This window comes from Cycloclasticus sp. P1, from assembly GCF_000299965.1.
Lineage (GTDB): Bacteria > Pseudomonadota > Gammaproteobacteria > Methylococcales > Cycloclasticaceae > Cycloclasticus > Cycloclasticus pugetii.
In genome coordinates this window covers 1,181,793-1,207,454 of sequence record NC_018697.1, presented here as the reverse complement: position 1 = coordinate 1,207,454, position 25,662 = coordinate 1,181,793, and the positions used below count along the sequence as shown (strand labels likewise).

21 protein-coding genes are annotated in these 25,662 nt (G+C 42.0%); 3 read left to right on the top strand and 18 right to left on the bottom strand.

The annotated features are described in order from the left end of the window. Positions 1-2: 2 nt before the first annotated feature. The 6 genes from Q91_RS05750 to Q91_RS05725 all read right to left on the bottom strand — a co-directional run bounded on the left by Q91_RS05750 (position 3) and on the right by Q91_RS05725 (position 9,893). The gene (locus Q91_RS05750) at positions 3-2,108 is read right to left on the bottom strand and encodes a DEAD/DEAH box helicase (protein WP_015005940.1); all 2,106 of its coding nucleotides are present in this window, start codon (positions 2,106-2,108) and stop codon (positions 3-5) included. Positions 2,109-2,110: 2 nt separating this feature from the next. Further along, positions 2,111-2,956 carry a DUF1837 domain-containing protein gene (locus Q91_RS05745; protein WP_015005939.1) on the bottom strand — a complete coding sequence of 282 codons (846 nt, stop codon included), beginning with the start codon at positions 2,954-2,956 and terminating at the stop codon, positions 2,111-2,113. Positions 2,957-2,958: 2 nt separating this feature from the next. Then, positions 2,959-4,431: a restriction endonuclease subunit S gene (locus tag Q91_RS11415; RefSeq protein WP_015005938.1), complete on the bottom strand. Its 1,473-nt coding sequence runs from the start codon at positions 4,429-4,431 to the stop codon at positions 2,959-2,961. 10 nt (positions 4,432-4,441) lie between these two features. Beyond that, a complete protein-coding gene (locus tag Q91_RS05735) occupies positions 4,442-7,339 on the bottom strand; it encodes a DEAD/DEAH box helicase family protein (protein WP_015005937.1) in 2,898 nt (965 codons plus the stop codon). Positions 7,340-7,656: 317 nt separating this feature from the next. Then, positions 7,657-8,142, bottom strand: coding sequence for a hypothetical protein (locus Q91_RS05730; protein ID WP_041230504.1), 486 nt, complete (start codon positions 8,140-8,142; stop codon positions 7,657-7,659). 35 nt (positions 8,143-8,177) lie between these two features. Next, on the bottom strand, positions 8,178-9,893 hold the full coding sequence (locus Q91_RS05725; RefSeq protein WP_015005935.1) for a GGDEF domain-containing response regulator: 1,716 nt from the start codon (positions 9,891-9,893) through the stop codon (positions 8,178-8,180). A 508-nt stretch (positions 9,894-10,401) separates the two neighbouring features. Between Q91_RS05725 and tnpB the strand changes: the two genes are divergently transcribed. The 3 genes from tnpB to Q91_RS05705 all read left to right on the top strand — a co-directional run bounded on the left by tnpB (position 10,402) and on the right by Q91_RS05705 (position 14,112). Then, positions 10,402-10,752, top strand: coding sequence for an IS66 family insertion sequence element accessory protein TnpB (gene tnpB / locus Q91_RS05715; RefSeq protein WP_007105253.1), 351 nt, complete (start codon positions 10,402-10,404; stop codon positions 10,750-10,752). Positions 10,753-10,820: 68 nt separating this feature from the next. Beyond that, positions 10,821-12,407 (top strand): IS66 family transposase, encoded by a 1,587-nt coding sequence (locus Q91_RS05710; protein WP_015005934.1) that lies wholly within the window; start codon positions 10,821-10,823, stop codon positions 12,405-12,407. A gap of 232 nt (positions 12,408-12,639) precedes the next feature. Next, positions 12,640-14,112: an IS91 family transposase gene (locus tag Q91_RS05705; protein ID WP_040514660.1), complete on the top strand. Its 1,473-nt coding sequence runs from the start codon at positions 12,640-12,642 to the stop codon at positions 14,110-14,112. A gap of 209 nt (positions 14,113-14,321) precedes the next feature. Here the strand turns inward: Q91_RS05705 and Q91_RS05700 are convergent, their stop codons facing one another. The 12 genes from Q91_RS05700 to Q91_RS05650 form a co-directional block, all read right to left on the bottom strand. Next, complete coding sequence (locus Q91_RS05700; protein WP_015005933.1) at positions 14,322-15,155, bottom strand: MBL fold metallo-hydrolase; 834 nt, start codon at positions 15,153-15,155, stop codon at positions 14,322-14,324. A 19-nt stretch (positions 15,156-15,174) separates the two neighbouring features. After that, the gene (locus Q91_RS05695; RefSeq protein WP_015005932.1) at positions 15,175-15,618 is read right to left on the bottom strand and encodes a tautomerase family protein; all 444 of its coding nucleotides are present in this window, start codon (positions 15,616-15,618) and stop codon (positions 15,175-15,177) included. A gap of 19 nt (positions 15,619-15,637) precedes the next feature. Beyond that, a complete protein-coding gene (locus Q91_RS05690) occupies positions 15,638-16,405 on the bottom strand; it encodes an SDR family oxidoreductase (RefSeq protein WP_015005931.1) in 768 nt (255 codons plus the stop codon). Between the two features lie 12 nt (positions 16,406-16,417). Next, positions 16,418-16,843 carry a response regulator gene (locus tag Q91_RS05685; protein WP_015005930.1) on the bottom strand — a complete coding sequence of 142 codons (426 nt, stop codon included), beginning with the start codon at positions 16,841-16,843 and terminating at the stop codon, positions 16,418-16,420. 26 nt (positions 16,844-16,869) lie between these two features. Continuing rightward, on the bottom strand, positions 16,870-17,370 hold the full coding sequence (locus Q91_RS11645; protein ID WP_202948159.1) for an ATP-binding protein: 501 nt from the start codon (positions 17,368-17,370) through the stop codon (positions 16,870-16,872). A gap of 74 nt (positions 17,371-17,444) precedes the next feature. Further along, positions 17,445-18,626 (bottom strand): CHASE domain-containing protein, encoded by a 1,182-nt coding sequence (locus Q91_RS05680; protein WP_015005928.1) that lies wholly within the window; start codon positions 18,624-18,626, stop codon positions 17,445-17,447. 88 nt (positions 18,627-18,714) lie between these two features. Further along, complete coding sequence (locus Q91_RS05675; RefSeq protein ID WP_015005927.1) at positions 18,715-19,677, bottom strand: alpha-L-glutamate ligase-like protein; 963 nt, start codon at positions 19,675-19,677, stop codon at positions 18,715-18,717. After that, a complete protein-coding gene (locus Q91_RS05670; protein ID WP_015005926.1) occupies positions 19,674-21,197 on the bottom strand; it encodes an inactive transglutaminase family protein in 1,524 nt (507 codons plus the stop codon). The genes Q91_RS05675 and Q91_RS05670 overlap by 4 nt, the downstream gene beginning before the upstream one ends. A gap of 3 nt (positions 21,198-21,200) precedes the next feature. After that, positions 21,201-21,842 carry a RimK/LysX family protein gene (locus tag Q91_RS05665; RefSeq protein ID WP_159430355.1) on the bottom strand — a complete coding sequence of 214 codons (642 nt, stop codon included), beginning with the start codon at positions 21,840-21,842 and terminating at the stop codon, positions 21,201-21,203. 327 nt (positions 21,843-22,169) lie between these two features. Beyond that, the gene (locus Q91_RS05660; RefSeq protein WP_020162142.1) at positions 22,170-22,502 is read right to left on the bottom strand and encodes a YdbL family protein; all 333 of its coding nucleotides are present in this window, start codon (positions 22,500-22,502) and stop codon (positions 22,170-22,172) included. 8 nt (positions 22,503-22,510) lie between these two features. Next, the gene (locus Q91_RS05655; protein WP_016390705.1) at positions 22,511-22,714 is read right to left on the bottom strand and encodes a YnbE family lipoprotein; all 204 of its coding nucleotides are present in this window, start codon (positions 22,712-22,714) and stop codon (positions 22,511-22,513) included. 16 nt (positions 22,715-22,730) lie between these two features. Continuing rightward, positions 22,731-25,484, bottom strand: coding sequence for a YdbH domain-containing protein (locus tag Q91_RS05650; RefSeq protein WP_015005923.1), 2,754 nt, complete (start codon positions 25,482-25,484; stop codon positions 22,731-22,733). Between the last annotated feature and the right edge of the window lie 178 nt (positions 25,485-25,662).

Below are 25,662 nucleotides of genomic sequence, written 5' to 3'. Positions count from 1 at the left end.
GGCTAAATATGTTCCTTCACATCATCAATGATGTGTTTTTCAAAATGAGTATAAATTCCTTGATCATATTCATAGCCTCGAAGTTGTGAAATAGCTAAATCAATATTTTCAGATATAGTTATTTGGGCATCAACTTTTTCTCCAATTTGTATCGGAAGCCCAAACTCTTCAAGAGCTATTAAAGATGATTTTCCAAAAAAAGATTCAACATTAGCGGCAAAGAAAGAGTAATCACCAACAGCTCCAAACTTAGGTCCTAAAATATATCGCTGTATGCTATCCAATATCATTAGAAGTCTAGGAAATGTATACCCTGCCCAGTTGCGATCAAAATCTAATATCTTTTCTACAGCCTCGTCAGCATCTTTTGCCTGAAACCTTCCCGGCTCAAGCTCAGCAGCAATCCTATTTTTAAGGTTTCGGTCTTTATATAGAGAAAAAACCTTCAAAGTTAATTGTTTGGGTGAAACTACCCCTGCTTTTCCTCTACTAACAAGGTGTTCCCATATCAAATCGCAACAAAATTCAAGCTGTTTGTAGTTTGGGCATGCATCCCAAATCAGCTTGGAAATATCTTCAGAACCTAACTCATCAATTTTCTTAGCTAAGTTTATTTGGTCAAGGGGGTTAACTGCTGAGTTAAAGCGAATTAATTCAATTGGCAATGTATTCTGATCAAAGTATTCGCTTAGTCTTTGCTTAGAGGTTTCTTTTAAATCAGCTTTATCTAACTGAATAAGCAAACTATCTGGAACATTTTCACCTTGTGAGTAAAATGGGAAATCTACAAATGGAAGTTCTTCTTGTGGTGGTGCATTGAAAATATAAACATGCCCAATAAAATGTTGAAACATTCTTCCTCCTCTACCTTTAATATTATTAAAAGTAAAAAAGTCATATTTACTATTTCCTATTTTATGATCAAAAATAACAATATTTTTTGCAGACGTATTCACACCCTCAATCAAAGTTGAAGTACATAACAAGAATTTAACTTTGCAGTCGTTAAAAAGCTTTACAGATACCTGGGCTAACGACCTAGGTAATCTTCCATGGTGCAGCGCAATGCCATGCCGTAAAGATCTTGGAAAAACCCATTCCTCATGAAATTCACCTTCTATCCATTCTGCTGCTTCATTAACACCAACATCCTCTATCACGTCGAGCCTTTCCAGAAGCTTATGTGCGACTGTATTAACTCTATTAGGTGACTTACAGTATACCAAAGTCTGCCCATCCAACTCGGCTAGCAAATGCATCAAAGAATCTAGCTCATCTTCTCCAGGTTGTATGTAGTGAACCTCGCTTACTACTGTAGAAAAAGAAGTATTGTAAAAGTAACATTTCAAATCACGATCAAGGTTATCTGGAATTTGTTGGATATTTGGACCTAGTAGATAGAACTGCCCACTCATTTTAAATAATTTATAAAATGCCTGATTTAAAGATATTGTCCTTTCTTCATCGCGATCCAAGGCTCCTATTTTATAAAACTCGTCTACTGCAAAAAAATCTATCTTAGGAAGTTTTTCATAAGCATTTAATCTCTCTGCAGTTAATATAAAGATATTTCTATCTGCAGGCTCTTGCGTTATTTGCGTTACTATTTTGTATAAACCAGAAAATCTAGATAGCCTTCTCCTAGTTTCATCAATAAGAGCAATTGTAGGTACGACTACAGCAATGTTTTTATATCGATTCAATTCAATAATAGAATCTACAATCTTGCTTTTTCCAAAACTTGTTGGCGCACTCAAAATCACACTTTCACCGGAAAGGAGCTTATGATATACATCAGCCTGAGCACGATGAAAAACTATACTTCCATCATCATTTATTGGTTTAAAAAACTCATAAGCTAAACTATCTCTTAAACCCAAAGTGTCTTCATCAATATACGGCAACAAGCCCACTTCCCTTACTAGCGCATCGACGATCTCATTGAACTCTTCAAAGTGTTTTCTTTGGTCAAGAACCCTAAGAACCAACTCTCTGGAAAATGATTGATTTTCATCTTCATTTATTACTGTCGAAACGATTCTCAATATTTCAAACTGATTTGTAGAGTCAGACCCCAATGAGGATATCTCTGCTATTAGATCTTCCATAATCACAACGCCTGCCAAGTCTTTAATTTTTCGTCCAACTTAGTAACTAATTCTTCTTTGTTTTTTAATGGCACTAAAAACAATTGAATTACGACATTTTTTGGCAATGCTTTGCCTGCAAACTTTCCGTGATTCTTAACAATCTCTTCTTCAAATACAGCTTTATATTCATCACTACAATTAGAAAAGCTATCAACAGCATTACTTTCATAAGTTAGCAATACAGGTATCACTACCTGCTGAAAAACAGTATCCAAACTGACATTAGGGTCTAAAAGACGCTCTAACTCTTGGGCATGCGGCCAACTAGAATCTATCTTTCCTTTAATTAATAAAAACTCGTCTCTCAAATAATCTTTATTAGTATGATCATCAAGCTCTTCAACGACATCTCTAATTGCACCATTTAGATCTTTGTAAAACTTAACTTCACCCAACCATAGCTCTAAGTTTTGGCCATTAGGTACGACATGAACCGCATCAAAGCCTTTAACTGTATTATTTGCTGCGGATTTATAATAAATCTTAGATATTGCTGGCAATGAACCAAAAACCTGCCTAATTGCAGCATGGAGCATTAACTCGCCAAACTCACCACGGTTTTTAAATTTACCTGACGTATATAACTTCCTAAATGCTTCACGCATCAACGAGATCATGTTGCCTGAGTCAAGAGTTGTGATCTCTTCATAAGTTAAACAGAACTCGGGCATCCACTCCATCAAGTGATCAACTAAGCCATCATAACGCCACTCCCCCAGCTCATATCCGACACATAGGCCTGTTAAACCAGGGTCGAGGCTTAAATCATGAACTCGCACTTCAAAAAAGTCTGTTGGTTTATGCATGGCTAATTTAGCTTCCCTGAAAAAGCCGAAGCTAAAATCGACTGTTTATTTGTTTCTGCTTTCTTTAGATGCACTTGAATTTCATTTTCAATTCGGTCTATAGAGGCTAATTTTGAATTTACCTTTTCAACTATCATTTCCATTTCTTGTATACTTGAAGGTATTGAAATTGGCGTTTCAAGAAGTTTCCCTTTATTTATAAATGGTATATTTACTCCTTGAAGCTGCTCTTCCAGCCTATTTATATAGAAATGACTCTGCATGTAGATTAGAAAATAATCTGATATAAGATCAGAATAAAATTGAAACTTGCCAACTCGCTGATAAAGAATTGCAGGGACATCAGCTTTAGATAGTCGTGATATTTTTAACCGCTTTGACAGTAGCGGACGATTTAACGCCATAAGAATATCACCTTCGTTTAATGACAGATTCGCCCAATCCTTAAGGTATGACTCTGGAAGATGCTCAACCTCATCCCACTTTGTATGACCAAAGGATACATTCGCAATCTGAAACAAACGTACTCCAGAGCCTGTGTATTCAGCTTTTTTGAAAGCATGCCCTGACAACATATCGGTAACTGTTCCAATCTCAGCCCAAGCCCACCCAGTTGGCTCTTCAAAAAACTTCTTGACGTCAATATTTGGCTCGGGGTACTTCCCCTTCCACTTATCATCCTTAGGCACTTTCCCTTTCGCTTTAAACTGCGCTAGCTGCTGTGTTTCCCATTTTTGGCGGCGCTCTTTCAGGATGCGTTCTAGCAGTTGGCTGGCGGGTTCTAGTTTGGCCGCTCCTGCGCTTCCTGCGCCCGCGGCACTTGTGCTTCCCTGCACATCGTCTTTAAGCCTGTCTTCACGCCATTGTTTGGTGAGTTCTCCGGTTACGGCAGCTTTGAGGACGGATTGGCGGTACTGTTTGAGCAGTTGTTTGGCTTTATTGAGGGCGTCTATGCCGGCGTCGATATGGGAGAAGAGTTCTTCGATTTTGGCGACGATGCGTTTTTGTTGTTCGAGGGGGGCAATGGGTATTTTTATTGGCCTAAGATCATCCTTATTAAATCCATTTTGCGCAGATCGAGATATCATTTTAATAGGAGTTTGGAAAATGGGTGTTTTCAATAAATAGAACAGATACCCTTTATCAAAAAAATCTCGCTCATAAAGGACTTTAGCTAAAGCTACATTATAAGCCCCCTCCATTCCCGTTAGAATTCTTCCAAGGGAAGCACCATAACGTGCTATAAAAATATCATCTTTTTTACAAAACTTGGTCACTAAGTCTTTCGGTACGAATGTTGGGACAGGTTTCTTACCAAAGTCTCGAATCTGTAAGAGTCTTATGTAACCCTCTTGAGGCTCAGATTTAAAAAACTTTTTTGCTGGCTGGCTTCCACCTTGAATATCCATAACTTCACTAAAAGGAACAACCTTCCAGTCATCTGGCAAATTTTCATATACGTTTTCGTGATTCACTATTTATCTTCTATGCAATTAGATAACCGTTCAACTCTTGAACGATTGTATTTAGTTCTTTACCAAACAGCGCCTGCGCCTTTAACAAGCCACCTTGCTGCTTACACTCGGGAATAAAATCAAAATCATCCATTTCAAATTCGGCGTTGTTGGCAATCTGTTGTTTGATACGTTCTAACCACTGTAATTGTTCTTTGTTAAATGGACTCCCACCCAGCCCTAGCTGCCCTCGCTCGCTACGCGATTCACCTTGTTCTTGTTGTTTCAACCAGGCCTCAAAACGTTGATTGACAATTTGTGGAAAGGGTTCTAATTCGTTGGCCACACTAATGGAGCAGCGAATAAGGCTGATTAGCGCTGGCAGCTTTTCGCTGGGTGCTGCGCCTTTGGCTTTGAGTTTTTCTAACATCTCGTAAGCCTGCCAAACATCTTTGGGGGCGATGTTATAAGGTGGCTGTTCTATTTCTTCCACCAGGTCGTTGAGTTGTTGGTAACTGAGGTGGCGTTTTTTATAGGGCTGGTTGTATACCAGTTGTATGGCGTCGAGTTCGTTTTTGTGTTGCTGTATAAATTCTTCGTAGCGGGTGATGATGCCCTGGGCTTTTTCTTCATCGTAAGCGGCGTCTAGTAGCTCATCGGCGCTGTCGTCGATCAATTGGTCGGTGTCGCGGCGCAGGGTTTCGAGCAGTTCGCGTAGGTCTGGGTTATGGAAGGGCTTTACGGCTTCATCTGCAATGGGTTCGAAGATGGCTTTGGCTTCTTTTTCGCTCACTTCTGCCGCTCCTGCGCTTCCTGCGCCCGCGGCACTTGTGCTTCCCTGCACATCGTCTGTGCCGAACTTTGCTATGGCTAATTCATTAATGTAATCCACATTGCCAGCGTGTACGAGTTTGCTGGCCACCAGGGTTAAATAAGCTACTTCGGTGCTTTCACCCATGGCTTCGAAAGTGTCTTTAAGTTGTTTGTTGACTTGTTTGCGCTGGCCGTCGGTGAGTTTCATGTCTAATCGGATGAGGCGGTTGCCGAGGCTTTGCAGGCTTTCTGGGCTGCGATCACCCATGGCGATTTGTTGCATGAGTTTTTCGGTTGAGACGGAGGGTTTGCTCTCGAGGCTTTTGGTTTCGGTTTTGTCGGTTTCGGTTACGCCTACGGCATCCACCAGTACAAAGCGGGTTTTGGTGGGGGCGTCGGGTGTGACTTTAAGCAGTACGTCATTATCCACTACGCGGGTGCCTCGGCCTTTCATTTGTTCGTAGTAGGCGGGGCTTTTTACATCACGCATGAAGACGACACATTCCAGCGGTTTGATGTCGGTGCCGGTGGCGATCATATCCACAGTTACGGCAATACGCAGGCGTGGGCTGGTGCGAAATTCGGCGATGGTGTTTTCGGCGTTTTTCTTGCCGACTTTGTAGGTGACTTTTTTGCAGAAGTCGTTTCCTTCGTTAAAGATTTCGCGCACGGCATCCACAATGCGGTCGGCGTGGTCGTCATCTTTGGCGAAGAACAGGGTTTTGGGCACCCAGCTGCGCTGCGGGAAGCATTCGGGCAGGCAGCGTTCTTTAAAGGCTGTGATGATGGTGCGTATTTGGTTGGGGGCGATAACGCTGCGGTCTAGCTGTTTGCTTCGATATTCTTCGTCCTGGTCTAATAGTTCCCAGCGTTTTTCTTTGGTGAGGCGGTCGCGTATTTCGACATTGGTGTTGGCTTCGATTAAGCCGCCCTGTTCGGTTTTTTCGGTTTTGATGCGGTAGATGTCGTAGCCGACATTGACGCGATCGATGACGGCATCTTCATGGGTGTATTCTGAGACGACGTTTTGGTGAAAATAGCCGATGGTTTTTTTGGTGGGTGTGGCAGTGAGGCCGATTAAGAAGGCATCGAAGTAGTCGAGTACTTGGCTCCACAGGTTGTAGATGGAGCGGTGGCATTCATCAATGATGATGACATCGAAGGTTTCGATGGGGATGCTGGGGTTGTAGACGACTTCTTGCTTGTAATTGTTTGCGGCTGTATTAAAACCCACTTCATAGGAAGAGTGTTCTTCTATTTCTTCATCCAGCTCTTTGCCACTGAGTTGTGAGTACATGCGCTGTATGGTAGAGATGGTGACTTTGATTTCATCACCGATACCACCGGGGCCGAGTATGTGGGCGTTGTAGAGTTCGGTGAATTTACGGCCGTCGTCGGGCGTGGTGTATTGCTGAAATTCTTTAAGTGCTTGTCTACCTAGATTGCCCCTATCTACCAAAAACAATACGCGCTTGGCTTTGGCAAACTTGGCTAGGCGGTACACTTGAGTGCAAGCAGTAAAAGTTTTACCCGCACCGGTAGCCATTTGTAATAATGCGCGCTGGCGACCTTGCTTTAGAGAATCTTCAATACCGTCAACGGCATCGATTTGGCAAACACGAAGACCTTTAGTATTGAGTTCTGGAAGTTGTTGCAAACGAGCTCTAAAGGTATCGCCCTGCTCTAACCAAGCTTTTAAAGTTTTGGGTTGGTGGAAATGGAATACATGACGAGAACGAGGGGCTGGATCACGCTCGTCTCGAAAGCGGATTTCATGGTTGGTAGATTCGTATAAAAACGGTAGAGGTTGATCGTTAGCCGCCCAGCGCTGTACGTGTTTGGTTTTAGATGTTGCGTAGCGGCCAGATTGCTCGGCAACTTTCCCTAGGTTAGCCCCTTCTCGCTTGGCTTCAATAATGCCGCATGCTTTACCATCGACAAATAACATGTAATCAGCGGGGCCGGTATCGGTATCCATTTCCCGGACAGCAACACCTAAAGACTCGTGAAGATTGAGTTTCTTTTTATCTTGAATAGACCAGCCTGCTTGCTCTAGCTTTTGGTCTATTTCTATGCGCGTTTGGAGTTCGTCTTTATCAGTGCGAGGCGGTGTCATCCTTGTTGCCTAATCTCTTCTGTTTATGTTGATAAATGAGACCCATCGTAATAGGTTATTAAGTTCATGTCAGTAACTAAGAGAACATTACTGCCAACGCTATTTTTCCGCTGTTTCTATATGGTGACAACGGGACAAAATTTCTGCTTGTTTTTCAATTGGATGAATTTGGTTAGCTATCTTCTCAGCCCAATCTAACCAATGATCAAAGCCTGCTTCAGTGTTACTTGATTTCGCAGGGCCAACACTAGGTTACGTATTGATTTTTCCTGATCAAATGCCTGAGCCAGTTTGAATAAATGATTGCGCCGGGCTTCTTAGATTTCCTTTAAACGTAACAACTCCTGATTTATCTTTGCTTTCTGCTTCCATGCGAGATCCCTGGCTTTTCTTTTAATGGTTTCAAGCTTCTTATATTCGAAAGCCTGCCTAAACCCTTGCACAATACTCGGCAGTCTATTTTCAAGCCTTTCTTTTGTAGTATCTTTCCAACATGCTTGTAACCCAGTCAAATACATACCGCTTATAGTGAACTCAAGCAAACCTGAAGGGGCGTATTCTTTTGTAGGCCATAAATATCCGTCTTTTCTCTTGAGATTAGTAATCTCAGCAGGGACTTGCGTTACGGGTTCTTTCAATTCAAAGCTTAATCGCTCACCCTCAAATACAAAGGCAGCTTGATTAGCGTTCCCAATACCTTTCTGCATTATCCAACCATAAGAATCAAACAGCTTAATAATACCTTGAAGAAACAAGCAGGCGCGATTGAACGTTTTTGGCGTTACTTTAATTCCCATATCCACAGAGGGATTTCTAAAATTAAGGAGGGTATAAAGTTTTACAGCACTTTTTTGTTATTTAGTTGTAAATATTTCCGTTCAAACACATCAACTGGCAGTGCTTTATCAAAAAAGTAGCCTTGAACTTTATCAACGCCTAAATTTATACATAAATCTAAATCATCCTGTGTTTCAACACCTTCGGCAACAATTTGAAGCTTTAAAGATTTAAGCATGACAATTAAACCTGATAATAATTTTTTCACTTTTTCTGTTGAGAAATAACTAGGCATTAAAGATTTGTCTATTTTTACAATATCAATAGGAAAGCTATGTAAGTGCGACAATGAAGAAAAGCCAGTACCAAAGTCATCCAGTGATATTTTGCAACCTAAATCACTGATTGCTTGTATTATTTTCACCGTTTTTTCTGGTTCAACAATTAAGGCTGTTTCTGTTATTTCAAATTCAATTAAATTGGCATCGACATTATATTGTTTTATACAGTCCTGAATGACGTCGATTACACTGTCATTTGTTAACTGTACCGCTGATAAGTTAATAGCCATAGTAATTGATTGCGAATGGTTTAGATTTAAATCACTTAATCGTTTTATCGCTTCTTCAATCACCCATTGACCAATATCTAAAATTAACCTAGATTTTTCAGCAATAGGTATAAACTTATCTGGGCTTATTGCTACACCATCGACTTCCCAGCGAATTAATGCTTCTACCCCTGTTAACTGTTGAGTCTTTGGATCCATAACAGGTTGGTAATGCAGGTTAAAATGTTTATTTTTAAGCGCTTCTTTTAACTGATTTTCAATATGAAAATTCGATAAAAACTCTACTTGCATTGCTTCTTCGAAAAACGAAAATTGATTACGCCCTTTGCTTTTAGCTTTATACATTGCTATATCAGCGTATTTAAATAGTTCTTTTGGGTTAACGCTATCATCTGGAGAAATGGAAATACCAATACTCGCTGCTGAAGTGATGATGTGATTATCAATCGTAAATGGCTCACTTAATGCATCTATAATACGTTGTGCAACATGCGTGGCATTATTAGCTGAGTTTATATTGGTTAAGGTTATTGCAAATTCGTCACCACCAAGACGAGCAAATAATTCATTTCCTCTTAAGCAACGATGTATTCGGTTGACTACTTCTATTAATAAGCTGTCACCAATGTCATGTCCATAATTATCGTTAACGTATTTGAAATGGTCGAGGTCAATTAATAATAACGCGAGCGTTGTTTTATTTCTTTCGTTACTTTTTAAATCATTACTCAAAGATTCATCAAAATGATAACGGCTGGATATGCCAGTTAAACTATCTTGTTCTGCAAGTTCTTTAGTGTGTTGATAGCTTTGATAGAGACGTTTTTCTAGATCAGCTCTCGCATGTGAATTAACAATGGCTCTTTGTAATCGAAAAACGTTTATTTCAGTTTTCACAAGGAAATCTTGCGCGCCTGCGTTAATACAGTTAAGCGCTAGCTCGTCGTCTTTTGACGTGCTCATCATTATAACTGCGACGTCATGTCGTTCATGGGCGTTTCTTAGCTCAACTAATAACTCAATACCATTACGTTTTGGTAAGTTATAATCGAGTAAAACGGCATCAAATTCCATTTTTTTTAATTGTTCAAGTCCTTGATCTGCTGACTCTACACCCGAAATTTCACACGATATATTGCTGCGCTTTAAAGTCCTTGTAATAAGTTCTCTGTCAACAATATCATCATCAACTATTAGTATATTCATATCTTGACACGCTTTCCAAAGTTAACCAGCTATTAAAATCAGTGTAGTTGCTATGTTTTATATTATTTGGTTTTATTGTCTTTCATTTTGGTAATTGGACAATTTTCCAATAACTATCGTAAGCGATCTATAAACACCATTCTAGCCTGAGCCAGCACGGCCTGTCATAGTCGCTCCTCCATTTATCGAGGGCATTCCCATGAAAAAACAGCAATGGCAAACTCATGTTAAGGCGTACAATAGCAGCGGCCTATCTAAGCGGGAGTATGCTGACAGTCACAAGCTGGTTTATCACCAATTCGTGTACTGGTCTCAAAAATTCAATAAGGCCAAATCACCAAGCGCATTTATTCCAGTCAATGTAACAGCTAAGGCTCAACTTCAGCCACAACCTAAAGCTGCATGCGTTCCACTAGGTGTCCTGGAATATCCCAATGGTGCACGTCTAGTGATTCACTCCCCTGAATTACTGGCACTGTTACCCAGCCTTCTCACGAGATAGTCAGCCATGCTGTTACCGTTCAATACCACTATTTGGTTTTACCGGCAGCCGATTGACTTTCGTAATCAGATCGATGGCATTGTTATTTTGGTGGCTGATACGCTGCAAAAAAATCCTGTTTCAGGTCAGCTCTTCGTTTTTAGAAATAAAAAGGCCGACAAATTAAAAATGTTGTATTGGGAGTCGGGTGGTTTTTGGCTGCTATACAAACGTTTTGAAAAAGGGATATTTAAGTTTCCCGGTGTTGTCGACGAAGCAATGGAGCTGTCCATGCAGCAATTGCAGTGGTTGTTGTCAGGGATTGATTTTACGCAACAAAAACCGCCTGAAAAATGCCAATACACGCGGTTTTATTAACACTATTTTCACTTTTGACTATCAGAATAGTCTATAATAACAGGCATAAAAACACTGTGCAGTCCATCATGACCGACACTGAAAAATCCTTACAGCATCAAGTCGACCAGCTCACCCTGGAATGCGATTTGTTGCGAAAAAAGTATCAGCAATCTGAACAAGCCTATGCGCTATTATTGCATCAATTAAAACAGATGATTCGGCATCGGTTTGGACAGAAGTCAGAACGCTATATCGATCTCGATAATCCACAACTGGCATTGTACGGTGATGCGACTCTCGAGCCAGTAGCTGATGAAGAAGAGGATCAGGAAGCCCGCGATGACCTAGGCGGCAATGTCATCGCTATTCACTCAAAGCGCGACACCAAAAAGCCAAAGAAAACCTTTGCTGAGCATCTACTGCGTAAAGAGCAGATAATCCCCGTAGAAGCGCACCACAAAATCTGTCAGTGCGGTTGCCAAAAGAAGGTGATCAATCACGAACGTCATGAACGGCTTAATTATCAGCCCCCGGTTTATGAAGTCATTGTCGAACTGCGTGAAGTGGTGGCTTGTCCGAAGGGCTGCCACGGTGAAGTTACCACGGCAAATAAGCCTAAACACATCCTGCCCAAGGCGTCATTTACTGAATCTGTTTTGGCCTACATCATCGTTAGTAAGCTCGACGACCGCCAGCCTTACTACCACCTAGAAAAACAATTCGAAAAAAGGGCAGGATTTAAGCTATCAAGACAAACCATGGCCCGCGCTGTCATCGATTGCACTAATCCTTTATATCCCTTGTTCAATTTAATGAAAGATGAAGTCATAGACTATGGTGTGGGGGCGTTAGATGCCACCACGCTGCAAGTATTAAGCGAACCAGGCCGATCGGCTACCACAAAATCCTATGCATACTGCTTTCGCGGTGGAGCACCGGGGAAGGAGGTTGTTCTTTATGAATATAATGCGATAAAACATAAGCCGTTTGTGAATGATTGGTTTGCGGGCTTTAGTGGCACACTACATTGTGATGGCGATCCATTTTTTGATTTGTTATTTGAATCCGAGACGGTTAAGCCCAGTTTTTGTAATACTCATGCACGACGTAAATTTGAGCCCATTGCCCTAGCCAGCGAAGGGAACGGTTTGGCCAAGCAGGCGATGCGATTCTATAAGCGACTTTACGGCATTGAGCGCAAAGCCAAAGATGAGAAGATGACGCCCGCGCAGCGCTATGCTTTGCGACAACTGCGCTCAAAACCCATCATGGAAGAATTTAAGCAGTGGCTTGATGAACACTATCCCTCGGTACTGCCGAAATCATCTTTAGGCAAAGCCTTTTCCTACACACTGAAGTTTTGGGATGGCCTGTGTGAATTTCTCAACGATGGTCGCTTAGAAGCCGATAACAATTTGACGGAACAGGAAATCAAACCCTTTGTCATTGCCAGAAAGAATTTTTTATTTTGCAGCTCTGTGAATGGCGCTAAAGCGTTGTGTCTTCACTTCAGCCTGATTAGGACAGCTAAGTGCCATGGGTTAGATCCTTATCGGTATTATGTCGAAATATTGAAAGCCATCCCCTATTGCCAAACGGTGGAAGACTACGAGGCCCTACTGCCTTGGAATATCGCACTGGCCCGGGTGGGCGCCGTCGACATCGCGGCCTAGCGAGTTAAATAAACCTGCATATCGTAGGTGGCTGATCTTTAACAGCGTGTTTACTTCTGGGGGTACTGAAAATAAACAGGTGCCCCCTCAAATGAGGTTGTAAGTCAGAATTTTCAATGGATACTTTTGGCTGACACACTCATCGCCATGAAATAACGCAAGGATGCGTTGTATGACCCAGCCAAGGCCGGAAAGCTTGCCCCGCGAGCACAGCGAGTGCTCTGAGTACAGGATGTCTGACGGTGATGTGTTTAGCTATGCCCGACACCGACCAGAGCAAACACTGCTTTATCAACTCATCGAGCGCTATTGGCCCGATTTTCAATTGTATATCAGTGAGAGGGAGCATTTTTTACCTCGCCATGTCGCACGAGAATTTAATGAATACCTTGAATGTGGCAGGCTCGAAAATGGATTCCTGCGGGTCCGCTGTGAAGATTGTCACCTTGAACACCTGGTAGCGTTTAGCTGCAAACGCCGAGGCTTTTGCCCCAGCTGTGGAGCGAGGCGAATGGCAGAAACAGCAGCGCTGTTAGTCGATGACGTCTTACCGCACAAACCTATCCGTCAATGGGTACTCAGTTTTCCATACCCGCTGCGATTCCTTTTATCCAGCAACCCTCTGGTCATGAGTAAGGTGCTGGGCATTGTTAACCGAGTCATTTCAACGCACTTGATCAAAAAAGCGGGGGTTAAAGCCACACAAGCACAAACGGGCGCCGTTACTCTGATACAGCGTTTTGGCTCCGCGCTAAATCTTAATGTCCATTTTCATATGCTCTTTATTGACGGAGTCTACCAAGAAAAACACAACGGACAATTGAGGTTTCACCGCGTTAACGCGGCGACCACCAGTGAACTCAATACGCTGGTGGCAACAATTAGCCAGCGTGTTGCAGGCCATTTAGAGCGCCAGGGATTGTTGGTGCGCGATGATGAAAGCAGTTATCTGACGCTAGATTTACAAGACGACGATGCGATGAACCAGCTTCAGGGGCACTCCATCACCTATCGTATTGCAGTGGGCCCACAACAGGGCCGCAAGGTCTTCACACTACAAACAATCCCATCCTGGGAAGATGATGATTTTGGTACAAACCAGGTCGGTAAAATCGCCGGTTTCTCCCTGCATGCCGGGGTGGCTACAAAAACACGAGAACGCAAAAAGCTGGAACGCTTGTGCCGCTATATTTCCCGCCCTGCGGTATCAGAAAAGCGACTGGCACTGACTTCGCAGGGCAAGGTCAGGTATCAGCTAAAGACGCCCTACAGAGATGGCACAACACACGTTATCTTCGAGCCGTTAGATTTCATGGCGAAATTAGCAGCCTTGGTTCCGAAGCCACGCGCAAATTTGACGCGGTACCATGGTGTACTGGCCCCTAACAGCAAGCGGCGTATCTTTGTTACTCCCGCTAAGCGCGGCAAGGGAAGCACTCAAAAGCAGTGCGTGAAGGCTGATGAGCCTGCGCGGGTTGATTGTCATCAAAGCATGACGTGGGCCGAGCGGCTTAAGCGCGTATTCAATATTGATGTGACTATCTGTAGCTGCTGTGGTGGCGCGGTGCGCATTATTGCTTGTATTGAAAACCCATCGATCATCAGTAAGATTTTAGCTCACCTGGATGCGAAGTCCGGGGCCGCTGTAGCAGTGAATCAATTAGCAGAGCCCCGCGCCCCGCCACAAGAGAGCTTGTTCGATTAGGGAAGCAAGGGAGAGGATGATAGGTGCTACTCAAGGATGAGGCTGGCAGGATAGGGTGCGGGTCGGAATGCGCAAAACGCTAAAAAGGTCGGCGCATTATTGATTTGTGCTTAATAATGGTACCGCTAATGGGTTGATAATAACTTGGCGATTGCTAATAGCCTGTTTTTTATTGTAGATTGGGAAGATGACGGGGGTATTAATCCTACCTATACCCTGTGCCGTAACCGGCCGCTTTCAACGCCGGCACGCAAATAAAAAAGAATCTCTTGCGCGCGCTCTAATGCAAAGGTCGGAATAACGACATTGCCGCCACGGCGGAAAGTCTCTTCAATGGCTTGATAAAGTTCTTCGATAGAGGGCTCAAGTGGTTTGTGCAGCCGGTCGCCATAGGTTGTTTCCATAACCACCACATCACTGATGGGCGGCGGCGTGGGGTCGCGCAATATCGGCCGCTTTGCGTTGCCAATGTCGCCAGAAAAAACAATGCTGCGTTTTTCGCCCTCATCCTCAATCTGCAAATGAATACTGGCCGAACCCAGGATATGGCCCGCATCAAGGAAAGTGGCGGTGATGCCTTGTGCGATGACCATGGGCTGGTTGTAATGCGCTGTGCGGCCGAAATAATCCAGACAATTGAGGGTATCAAGCTGGGTATACAGTGGCTGCGGCAACTCTCCCTTGTCTTTGTTTTGGCGCATGAGTTTGCGGGATTGCCAACGCGCATCTTCTTCTTGCAGATGGGCAGAATCGAGCATCACCACTTTCGCCAGTTCGCGGCTCGCGGCGGTGGTAATGATTTCACCGTGAAACCCGCGCTTGGCGAGCAAAGGCAGCCTGCCGCAATGATCAAGGTGCGCATGGGTGAGCAAAACAAAATCAATCGCCGCGGCGTCAAAGCCGAAGGGCGCTACATTTTCCTCGCTTAATTCACGACCGCCCTGATATAAACCGCAATCAATGAGGAGTCGCTTGCCTGCACTCTCAACAAGATAGCAAGAGCCAGTAACACCGCGCGCCGCGCCATGGAATGAAAGTTTCATCGACTCCCTTCACAAATGGTTAAGCACCACCCATTTCGATCTTACGCGCTTCGATTTCTGCTTTTCTGCTGATCGCAGCAGGAATGCCGCCAATGCCCCAGTGATCCGGCGTGCAGTTGGCAATATGCACCCGGATACGATTTCGTTCTGTGCCCAAGTTTTTTTCAATCACATCCGTCACGGCAACAATCAATTGATGATGCTGCGCCAGGCTGCGCCCTTCCATCAGGACCATTTCGATATACGGCATCTCAACCTGGCCACGCGGCCGGGTTTTTAAAACCTCACTGGCAGGCTCGCCCGCGATACCCCAAAGATCAGGATCAATCTCGGTAACCCAGATCTCCAACCGATCTTTGGGTGCCGCGAGCACCTCGACCATGACCGTTGAAACATCACGAATCACACGTTTTAAAACGTCTTTCGAATGGCCCTGCAATACGTTGATATGAGCAACAGGCATACTGATCTCCTTGAAATTTTTACGGCAAACCGTGACGCCGACCAGAATCCAGCATCAAGGACGAGCCGGCCATGGCATCGGCTTCGGGGGCTAAAAGCAGGCAGATGCCCCATGCTACTTGCTCCGGCAAAGTAAAGGCGTGGATAGCTGACTGCTGACGGATTTCATCGAGCACCACGTCAGGTGTCACCCCCCGCTTTGCTGCATTTGCTGTTGCAATGGCGTGGAGGCGTTCGGTTTCTGCCGGGCCGGGTGCAACCAGATGCGCAGTAACGCCGCGGTCGCCCAGTGCCCAGCTCAACTGGCGCATTAAATTAGTGAGCGCGGCATTGGCCACACCTGCTGTTGCAGCATAAGCTGTGGGCTCAAAACCGTAATGCCCGCCTACGGCAACGAGCCGCGAGCCACGCACCAAGTGGCTTTCCACCGCGCGAAAAAGACGCAGCATGCCTCCGGCTTTAATGTTGACCGCCTGTCCCAACACCAGCGGGCTCGCCTCCAACACGCCACCGGCCACCGGCACGCCCGGCGCATGAATGGCCATGCGCACGGTTTTATCCACGTGTTGCGCAATTGTCTCGATAGAGGAATCCTCACTGATGTCCGCCACGCAATAACGAATATGAGGGGAGCTCTCGCTCAGCGACTTGAGCTCTTTTTCTGATCGTCCGACAGCCAACAGATCCAGGCCTGAAGCCACCAGCCGACGTGCGACAAATTTTCCTAACGCGCCGGTAGCACCCACCATAACAGCCAATTCACGGGGATTGTTTGATTCAGTAGTCAAGATTTTCTCCTTTTAAAATGTATTTGCCATATTGTACTCTCTGTAACTATCTAAAACATTCACAATGTCTAAAAACTTTTCGCCTGAATCGCCTTTTATAAAATATCCTGCGATATGTTGTTTGTAGCTTGATAACATATCTTCTTCAGATTTAGAGGTTGTTAATACAAAAACTACTAAATCAGACAAGGCCTCATCAGCTCGTAACTGTTTTAAGAATTCAATACCGCCCATTCGTGGCATTTGTAAATCAAGTAAGATGATCAATGGGCGAGATACTTTATTGCTTCTTAATAACTCTAATGCCTCTATACCATCGTAAGCTCTAACGATTGGGTTGGCGATGCGTTGTTTAAGAAAGCCCCGCTCAATTGTCATGGCATCGATATCATCATCTTCAACTAATAATAAGGTTACGTCTTTTGAGTTAGTCTTCATAGTTTATCCTTCCATAATGTCAATATTTATGAATTTGATAGTGGCCAATAAATAGATATCTTTGTTCCGTGTTTACCATCAGAAGTAATTAATATCTTGCCTTTGTAATGTTCGACAATTCGTTTAATCATCGCTAATCCCATACCGCTGCCTTCCACTTTATCTCTCGGCTTTAATGTTTGAAACATTTCCAGTGCTTTTTCATGTAATTCTAATGGAATGCCCGGGCCATCATCCTCAACGATAATAATATGGTAATCTGGATTGCTTTCATATAAGACATTAATAGCACCACTTTTACTTTCATGATGTTTTATTGCATTTGAAATCAAGTTTCTGAGTACTATTTCTAAGGGTGTTTTAGGGATAGTTATTTCTACATCTGGCGCAGATAATGTAAACCCCTCTGTTTTATCCTGCATTGAAAACACATCTGTGCTGATATCTTTTAAGTTTACAGGCTCATTTTTAAATTTATTGCGATTAATACGTGAGTATTCAAGAAGGTCATCCAGTAACCTCATCATACGGCCACTACGCTGAGTTAATAACGCCAAGTGCTTTTTTGATTCGTCAGGAATAATATCTTGGCAGTCTTCAGTTATCCATTCTCGAGGTTTGTGATCGCATTGAGAGGCGATTTAAGGTCATGTGAGGCAACATATGAGAACTGTTCTAAATCACTATTTGATTTTTCTAAAGTAAGTGTTTTTTCTTTTAGGGCTTGAGTTATTTTATCGGCATAGGCTAGTGCTTCGCGATTAGCTTTAGTTAATAATAAAAAGAGTGTGAGTAATAAGGCATCGATTACTAAGCCGCCAATTAAGATGAATGCGGATTGGTTTGACGAAAATTCATTTCTAAAGGCCAAATTTGATTGAATTGAAAAAGTCCATACTCGGCCATATAACTCGACATGTTCTTCTTTGCTAAACAGCGGATCCTGATCTAGGTTCTCAAGGCTTCTGTCAGCATGATCGTCAAATAACAATTGTCCGTTATCATGTATTTGAATACTGACATGCCTATATTTTTCAGCCAAGGTGCCTTGCATAAGGTTTTTCATAATGAACGGGGCGTACGTCACACCCTCAATTAACGCTCTTCGTGTTTCAAGGTTGTCTGGCTTAGCACCATTTTCATAAAAGGGTGTGTAGAATAAAAACCCGGGCGTTTTTTTTGCGTCTTGTACTAGGGTAATTGGTCCTGTTAGCTGCGCCTGCCCTGAATCACGTGCTTTTTGAATGGATACATAGCGATTCTTCTCAAAAGCCATATCGAGGCCTATCGCTTTTTGGTTCGGTAATGCGGGTTCAATATAGGTAATGGGCCAATATTCAGATTCATGATGCTTAGGGTGTATGGTGAAATGTGGCCTAAGTTCTCGCTGTTTTAGTAGATAACTATCCAGTTGAGGTGGTTGGATATTATAAATAACACCAATCCCATTAATGCCAGGATAGGTAGCGTCTATTTTAAGGCTCCGTGAATAAGATAACCATGTTCTGTAGGTAATCGGTGTGTCAACTGCATCAATGAATGCGACACTGCTCCAAAGTGCATTTTCATAAAGCTTCATTCTTTCTTTTACTGAGTTAACAACTTGCTCTGCATTACGATGAAATTTAGTTTCAAGTTTTTGATTAAGTTGCAACCTAGAAAATTGCCAAGCTGTAAAAGTTAGTACAATAGAAAGTAATACAATTAACCAATGCACTAAATGCATTTGCCCTGCTTGTATTAACTTCTCTCTTTGTATGATTTTTTTTTCGGGTTCTACCATTTATTTAAACTCTGTAATGGTTACATATTAGTTATTTGCTGGGTGCTTCAATGTCATTACCTGTTGTTTTTAAATATATAGTACAGGGTTAGGCGTTGCGTAGGGAGTTAGCAAACCATTGTTTTGCTAGCGCGATGCGCGCCTCAACGTCATGTGTCATAGCTAATATATGTTGATCGATATGTTGAAGTCGTTTGGTTAAACCGGTTTGGTTTGCAACCTGAATAGCGAGGCCTGGGCGAGCATTGAGTTCTAAGATCATAGGGCCTTTATTTTTATCCAATACAATATCAGCGCCAAAGTAACCCAAGCCGACCATTTCATAACAATGAGAGGCGAGCTGTAAAATATGGTCCCAGTTAGGAATTACTAGCTGATCAAAGCTAAACCCAGTGTCTGGGTGCTTTTCAATTTTAATATTATTTTGCACTGCGAAAAGGCTTTTTCCTGTGTTTATATCAAGCCCTACCCCGACGGCACCTTGGTGTAAGTTCGCTTTGCCATCTGATGCATGGGTTGAGCAACGAAGCATGGCCATAACAGGGTATCCTTTATAAACGATAACTCTTATGTCTGGAACGCCTTCATAGCTGTACTGTGAAAAAATAGGGTCGAAAACAATCATATCTTCGATCATGACAACATCGGGGCGGCCACCCAAACTATACAAACCGCTTAATATATTGGTGGCATGATGTTTTAAGTCCCTTAGTTTAAGCGAGGGGCCACTGGATTTGATGTATTGATCGTCTACACGTTCGGCTATGACTAAAATGCCTTTTCCACCACTGCCCTGCGCTGGTTTAATAACAAACTGGTCTCGCCCACTAAGTTGGTTTTCTAATGTTTGTATGTCATGTTGATTATTAATAACAGCAAAAAGTCGAGGCACAGACATGCCAAATTTTTCAGCGAGTCTTTTAGTTTTTAGCTTGTCATCTACTAATGGAAAAAGACGCCTGTCATTTGAACGGCCGATATAATCAATGTTTCGGCTGTTCATACCAAGGATGCCAAGTTCCCTTAGTTTTTTAGGCGATATCCACTTCATTCAGTGTGGCCGAAAGCACGAAAACGATACAGTTCAAACAAGCGATAACCTGTGTATTTACCTAATAATAAAACAATGCCCAGTAGGCTGATCATTAATTCGGGGAAATTAAAGGTAAGGTGCTCTACCATCGACATTGACATGGTTAAGTAAACCAAAATGGCCGCTAATAGGCTCCCGCCTCCTTGTACTAAGACTTCGTGCGCGCCCTCTTCTTCCCATAAAAGTGACATTCTTTCGATAGTCCAAGCAAGAATAATGGTTGGGAAAAAGGTGATTGTTAAAGCCTGGTGAAAGCCAAGTTTATAACTAATAATACTTAAACCTGCCATTAATAGAATAACCACGATGACCACAGCGGTTATTCGTGCTACTAATAATAAATTGAGGTAAGACAAATAATAGCGTATCCATAAGCCGAAGCCGACCACGGTAAGGAAAATACCCAATCCCACTAAGAGTGAGGTTTGAATAAAGGCGAGTGCAATCAGAATAGGCATAAAGGTGCCAGATGTTTTTAAGCCAACCAGTATTCGCAGTAAAACGATGATTAAAGCACCCACTGGTATCAGTAATAAGCCCTTAAAAATACCTTGTTGCTCTACAGGTAGAGCATAAATTGAAAAATCTAATAAGGGTTGTTCTTCAAGATGCCCTTCCATGAAAAGGATGGATTTAAGAGGTAATGTGTTTTTTACTAACGCAAACTCAATGGACGAGTTGCGCCCTCCAATGACGTCTAATATTGAGGTGGAACCGTGTTGCCAAACAAAAAAGTTATCCGGCAGCCCTTCAGCACCTGTTGTAGGGTCAAAAATTAACCAGCGATCGCCAGCGACTATTTCAACAAGGCTGCTGATACGTTGTCGACGTCGACCATCTTCCAAGAAAATGCCTTTAATGAGTTGTGCTGGAATGTTGGCATAAGCTAGAACATCCATAACCACATCTAGATGTACGCCACCATAGCTCGACAAAAGAAAGCTCATGTCTGGGTCGGGTTGCGGCAGGTTGATACTGTCGAATAATAAAGTGGAAAACTCTGCGGGCGTTGTCGATTTTGTCTTTAAGGATTCGACCACCTTTTCCATCACCTCTTCATTCGTGGTGGTTAAAATAGGCAGCTCAACATTAGGGACAACTCGGTCTGTGAGCGCCCTGTCTCGCATACGATAAACTTGTTTTTTATAAAACAAGGTCGTAGCCCGCTCCATTGTTTCGCGTGTCCAATGTGCTCGTCTATGACCGTTTTGTTCAGTCACTGAAAAATTAAAGCCAGATGAGGCAAAGTGGTCGTCTAAAGACACCCAACCAGCATCTTCTTCAGGTAAGGTTAGCGCTATTTGAACAGGCCCTTCATGTAGGGGTTTAAGGTTTATTTTGGATTCTATTGTCCAAACATCTTCTCTAATACCCGGTAAAAGCGGGAACCCTAACACTATATTTTTGTACAAGGTCAAGCCAAGACCGAGCAGGATCATAAATAGCGCGATGATGGTGATTTTATGTGTAGATGACAAGTTTTAAGGCCTTAAGGTATGACGTAAACTAACATCAACTATAGCTCGGTCAGTTAATAAATTACGCCCAACTAATAGCTGATAGTCAAAGGCAGATCGGTCGGTCAAGTTCACTTCAACCTCATCTTTATTCTTGCCGAGAGTTAACCATAATGTGACGACGTATCGCATTTCATTATTCCCATCTTGCTGTTTGATAATTACTCGCCTACGAAAACGACGTTCTACCTCAACGAGTGATTTGGTTTTACTATCGTATAATGAAAAGCGCACAAAGCGCTTGCCTTCACGTTCAATGAGCTGGATGTTTTCTGCATGTATCGAGGTGGATTTTGCTCCGGTATCTATACGTGCTTCAAATTTTAAATTTAGAGGCTCAACAACAACATTTTCAACGCCTCCTATCACGGGTAGATTTAACTCCCCTCTTGTTTTTTTAGCTACTTTTTTTATGGGTTCAGCAACTTTAGGGCAAGTCGTTGGTTTACACACAGGGCATACCGGTGCAGTTATTACTGGTTCCTTTTTATCGATCGGTGGTATTGTGCTACAACCGCTAATAAACAAAACACTTAATAGAAATAAGGTGTAAATAAAGCTTGTTGTAGAACGAAGAAGTTGGATGGGATAAAACAGTGTGCTCACAAACGTCACCGACAAAGTAGATTGAAAGTTTAGGTATAGCCGTGTCCATTATGGTATCACGCTATTTTTGTGCTGGTTAGAGCATAAAAAAATGAATAAAGAAGTGAATTCCGAGTATTTGCTGGAGCCTAATATAACACAGTATTTAATTTAACTTCTTGCTCAGCAGCGTACAGTGTAGACAGATACTACTCCGTAGTATTCGCTAATATGTTATGCCTGTCACTGCAGAAATTGATGCCAATAAATTTTAATTACTTAGGCATGTACAAGCGCTTAATGCTAAAAGCAAAATAGTTTCAAAGTTAAAGGGATAAGCGTTTGTCGTTACTTTTTGACCCATTGGCCATCTGGAAATTGAATAAAATGCCCTTTGCTTGTTTTTTCAATAGCTTTTTTCCCTGCCAGTTGTTCAACGACGCTTAATGGCTTAGCAACTTTTGCTGCAACTTGGGCATATTTTTGTTTCCGTTTGGCATTAATATCACTGATGAGTGCTTTAATGTCAGCTGATGGAGCACTAACGGGGCTGGCTAAATACCCGTTCGGCGTTTCTCCTACTAAACCTTGATCTTTTGCACTATGTAGATCAATGGCTAAAGAAACTGTTGATAGTGTGAGCATAAAAACAGTTAATAAAATTTGTACGTATTTCATCATCGTTCCTCTTAAAATAAGCCTGAATCTTCAGACAGTATGGAGTCTAGCTCTTTATCAACCTTGACTCGAATTTCGTGTTCAATCTTTACATTTAAATTGATTGTAATGGGCTTGTCTGACGCTTCTACTTTGACGGTTGGCGTGCATCCAAATATCGAGCTTAGCAACAAGCCAATACATGTTATATATGCGATGGGGGCTATTTTTTTCATACAAAACCTCATGTTTTTATTGGCAATAATATTGATTATTTGAATGCTTTATTTTAGAGCGTATAAACGCTTCTATGTTTAAATCAATACCTGATTGAATGCGCATTGTTTCAAGAGCCCCTTTTAAGCCGACTTCAGTATTTAAGTTTAAGTTGATTAAACGGCCATTGGCAACAGTTGGATTACGCCCAGAAATAGCAGATTTAAACAATAGCGTATCATCATCGTAAATTATTTTGCTGTTTAACGTTGTGTAGTTAAAGTCTTCCAGTACATCGAAGGTTAATTTGAGTTGATCATTTATATTTGTGCTTTGGCTTAAAGGTGTGGTGTAACGTATTTTCCCGCCATCGATGCTATTCATATGGCCATCCGATACGTTGAATTGCCCGTTTATATAGTGCACAGGAATACGTCCTGATAATTTGCCACTGGTATATAAGCCATCCATGTTTTGCGTTCTGACCAATTCAGATAAATCCAAGCGATCTACGATCAACTCCAGTTGTATAGCATTGTTAAAATTAATGTCTTCATTTTGAATTTCTACTAAACCTGAAAAAACGGTCGCTTTGCTTAACGGGGTTTTAAAATGCCACTCGTTTAGTTGATTATAAAGTACGCCATTAAGCTCGATATTGTTTGCCTTGATACCCATATTTAATTCATTAATGTGGCCGTTAAGTTCAGCATAAAAGGTGTCAAACGTAACCGCCTGTTGTGTTTTATATGACCCCAATTGTTGCGAGGGTGAACTTAACTGAAGCTGAACCCCTTTAAATGTACCTGTCTGATAAACACCTTGTGCGTCGTGTAATGAGACCTTGAATTGCTTAAATTCAGTTTCACCCTTGTTTAATTCAATAACCGCGTCTCCCGCAAAGCTCCCGCCAGTCATGTCAAATGGAAGTATTGGTGTGTTAAGCCATTTTCTGAATGTCTTATGTGTTGAAAAAGTCTGCTGCCAATGGATATCAATTAAATGCTCTGTACTGTTTTTAGGTTGCCAGTTTGCGAAAAGGATGGGGTCGTTACAAATATTGGCGAGTTTAAGCGATGCTTTAGTTGCACTTAAGTCTTTAAACCAGAGTTGGTTTTTAATAATCATGGGTGGGATATAGTATGTCTGATCTAACAACGCCAGATTCATTGCGTCAATTGAAGAACGAATACTCATCTTATGCTGCTGGAGGCTTGCGTTTGCTGTAAGCCCCCATTTTTTAATGTTTAATTGATTGCTATCAAGGTTTTGACCACCTAATGCAAATTTCATAGCGGAAACATCTTGCGTGTTTAAATTAATAGAAAGCGTTTGGTTTGGAATGTTTACGAAAAGTGTTTTGGCTTTGTATTCATTAAAACGTAAAGAATGTATTTCAAAACGATTTTTCGACAACGGCTGAATCATCAAGTGATGATCTTGAATGCTTACTCGGCTGTTAACCTCACCTCTTAGTTTGCTAATAAAGAGGTTTTCTATATCGAGTGGACGATAAATATTAGCAAGGTGTAGATTACCTTTGAGCTGAAACTGATAATGGCTTCTGTGACTGTTTTCTGGGGTAATAACCTCCATGTTAGAAAACTGTACATCGATCAGCTTTTTGTTCTTTTCAATGTATTCTAGGGTAAAGCTGCCATCTATAATTGAGAAAGGGTTATTCAAATCAGCCAATAGATCATACTCGATGGTGAGAGGCTCCTTTAGATTGGCAAGCAAAGTGCCCATTTCATCCATCATTTTGTAGTTGTTATCGGGCATAAGGAAACGTTTTAGATAGCCGTTTATTTCTACAATAGGTTGTTTAGGGTCTACGAGCGTTAAACGAAATTTTCCTTTGTCTAATGAAAACCTTAGCGTTGTGTCGGTGGTGACTTTAGTCGTTGCTGCTGTGTGTTGGTTAGAAAAATGACTGGTATTTTGTATCTTAGTAACGCCGGTAAGTTGTGTAATCTCATCTATAGAGAACCGTTGTGTGGCAGGTAATGTGAATTGGTTGCTACTGACCAATTGATTGCTATTAACACTTATCGCACTACCATTAATTGTTGGCCACTCGAAAGCATTTAATTCACTGTTAAGCTGCACGTCCCCTTTCAGTAGATCACCTTGTTTTGTTAACTTAAGGCTCAACGCTAGTAATGGATTAGCGGCGGTATCTGATATGTTTAATTCAAGTTCATTTTGCGTATTTATTTTTAATAAAATATTGGTGTCGATTAACTGCTTAAATACTTTGGAACCTTTGTTAAAAAAACCGTCACCTAATATGGTTTGGACGGTTAATAATCCATTTGATAAATCAATCCTGAACGCCTTGAGTTCTAAATGAGGTTGATGGACCGTTAACGAGTTAACAAGCATACGTACTTGAGGTAGATCATCGATTAAAGCACTTGGCAAAACATCAAATAAATTAATGTCAGTAACAGTGTTATTCGAAGAAGGTTTATTTATCCGTATATCAATAGAGTCGATGTTAACCAAAACCAAGTATGCGGAAGGTGTATTAAAGTTGATGAATGTATTTGCTATATCAACGTCTACCTGCTCTTCAAATCTTAATGATAATGACTTTAACTGAAATGAGCGTGAAGAAAGTTGTTTCCACGATGGGCGATCGAACTGAATGTTTGTAACTTCAATGTCGTACTTGCTTAATGAAGATGTCAGTGCTGTTTGTACAAGCCAAGGTAACGCGATGTATGAGAGAAGGAATAAGAAAACTATAGCGCTAAACGCTATAAGTACACCACGTATTTTGGGCATGAAAGACAATCTATCGTCCTGGGGAGGCAAACATACAATAGTTAGCAAGCGTGATTAAAGAGCTTTTAAATAATACGCCATTTTTCATTTAAAAACATTTTTCTACAGACGATAAAAATAGATGTTAATTCGCACTCGTCGACATTCGGGTTCTATCTAATTAATTCAAAAACAACCC

Coding starts and splice junctions, on each gene's coding strand:
- Q91_RS05735 (WP_015005937.1), bottom strand. CDS start 7,339: ATGACACCGCCTCGCACTGATAAAGACGAACTCCAAACGCGCATAGAA.
- Q91_RS05680 (WP_015005928.1), bottom strand. CDS start 18,626: ATGGTAGAACCCGAAAAAAAAATCATACAAAGAGAGAAGTTAATACAA.
- Q91_RS05685 (WP_015005930.1), bottom strand. CDS start 16,843: ATGAAGACTAACTCAAAAGACGTAACCTTATTATTAGTTGAAGATGAT.
- tnpB (WP_007105253.1), top strand. CDS start 10,402: ATGCTGTTACCGTTCAATACCACTATTTGGTTTTACCGGCAGCCGATT.
- Q91_RS11645 (WP_202948159.1), bottom strand. CDS start 17,370: ATGATGAGGTTACTGGATGACCTTCTTGAATACTCACGTATTAATCGC.
- Q91_RS05710 (WP_015005934.1), top strand. CDS start 10,821: ATGACCGACACTGAAAAATCCTTACAGCATCAAGTCGACCAGCTCACC.
- Q91_RS05650 (WP_015005923.1), bottom strand. CDS start 25,484: ATGCCCAAAATACGTGGTGTACTTATAGCGTTTAGCGCTATAGTTTTC.
- Q91_RS05675 (WP_015005927.1), bottom strand. CDS start 19,677: ATGAAGTGGATATCGCCTAAAAAACTAAGGGAACTTGGCATCCTTGGT.
- Q91_RS05725 (WP_015005935.1), bottom strand. CDS start 9,893: ATGAATATACTAATAGTTGATGATGATATTGTTGACAGAGAACTTATT.
- Q91_RS05705 (WP_040514660.1), top strand. CDS start 12,640: ATGTCTGACGGTGATGTGTTTAGCTATGCCCGACACCGACCAGAGCAA.
- Q91_RS05750 (WP_015005940.1), bottom strand. CDS start 2,108: ATGGAAGATCTAATAGCAGAGATATCCTCATTGGGGTCTGACTCTACA.
- Q91_RS05660 (WP_020162142.1), bottom strand. CDS start 22,502: ATGATGAAATACGTACAAATTTTATTAACTGTTTTTATGCTCACACTA.
- Q91_RS05700 (WP_015005933.1), bottom strand. CDS start 15,155: ATGAAACTTTCATTCCATGGCGCGGCGCGCGGTGTTACTGGCTCTTGC.
- Q91_RS05655 (WP_016390705.1), bottom strand. CDS start 22,714: ATGAAAAAAATAGCCCCCATCGCATATATAACATGTATTGGCTTGTTG.
- Q91_RS05745 (WP_015005939.1), bottom strand. CDS start 2,956: ATGCATAAACCAACAGACTTTTTTGAAGTGCGAGTTCATGATTTAAGC.
- Q91_RS05695 (WP_015005932.1), bottom strand. CDS start 15,618: ATGCCTGTTGCTCATATCAACGTATTGCAGGGCCATTCGAAAGACGTT.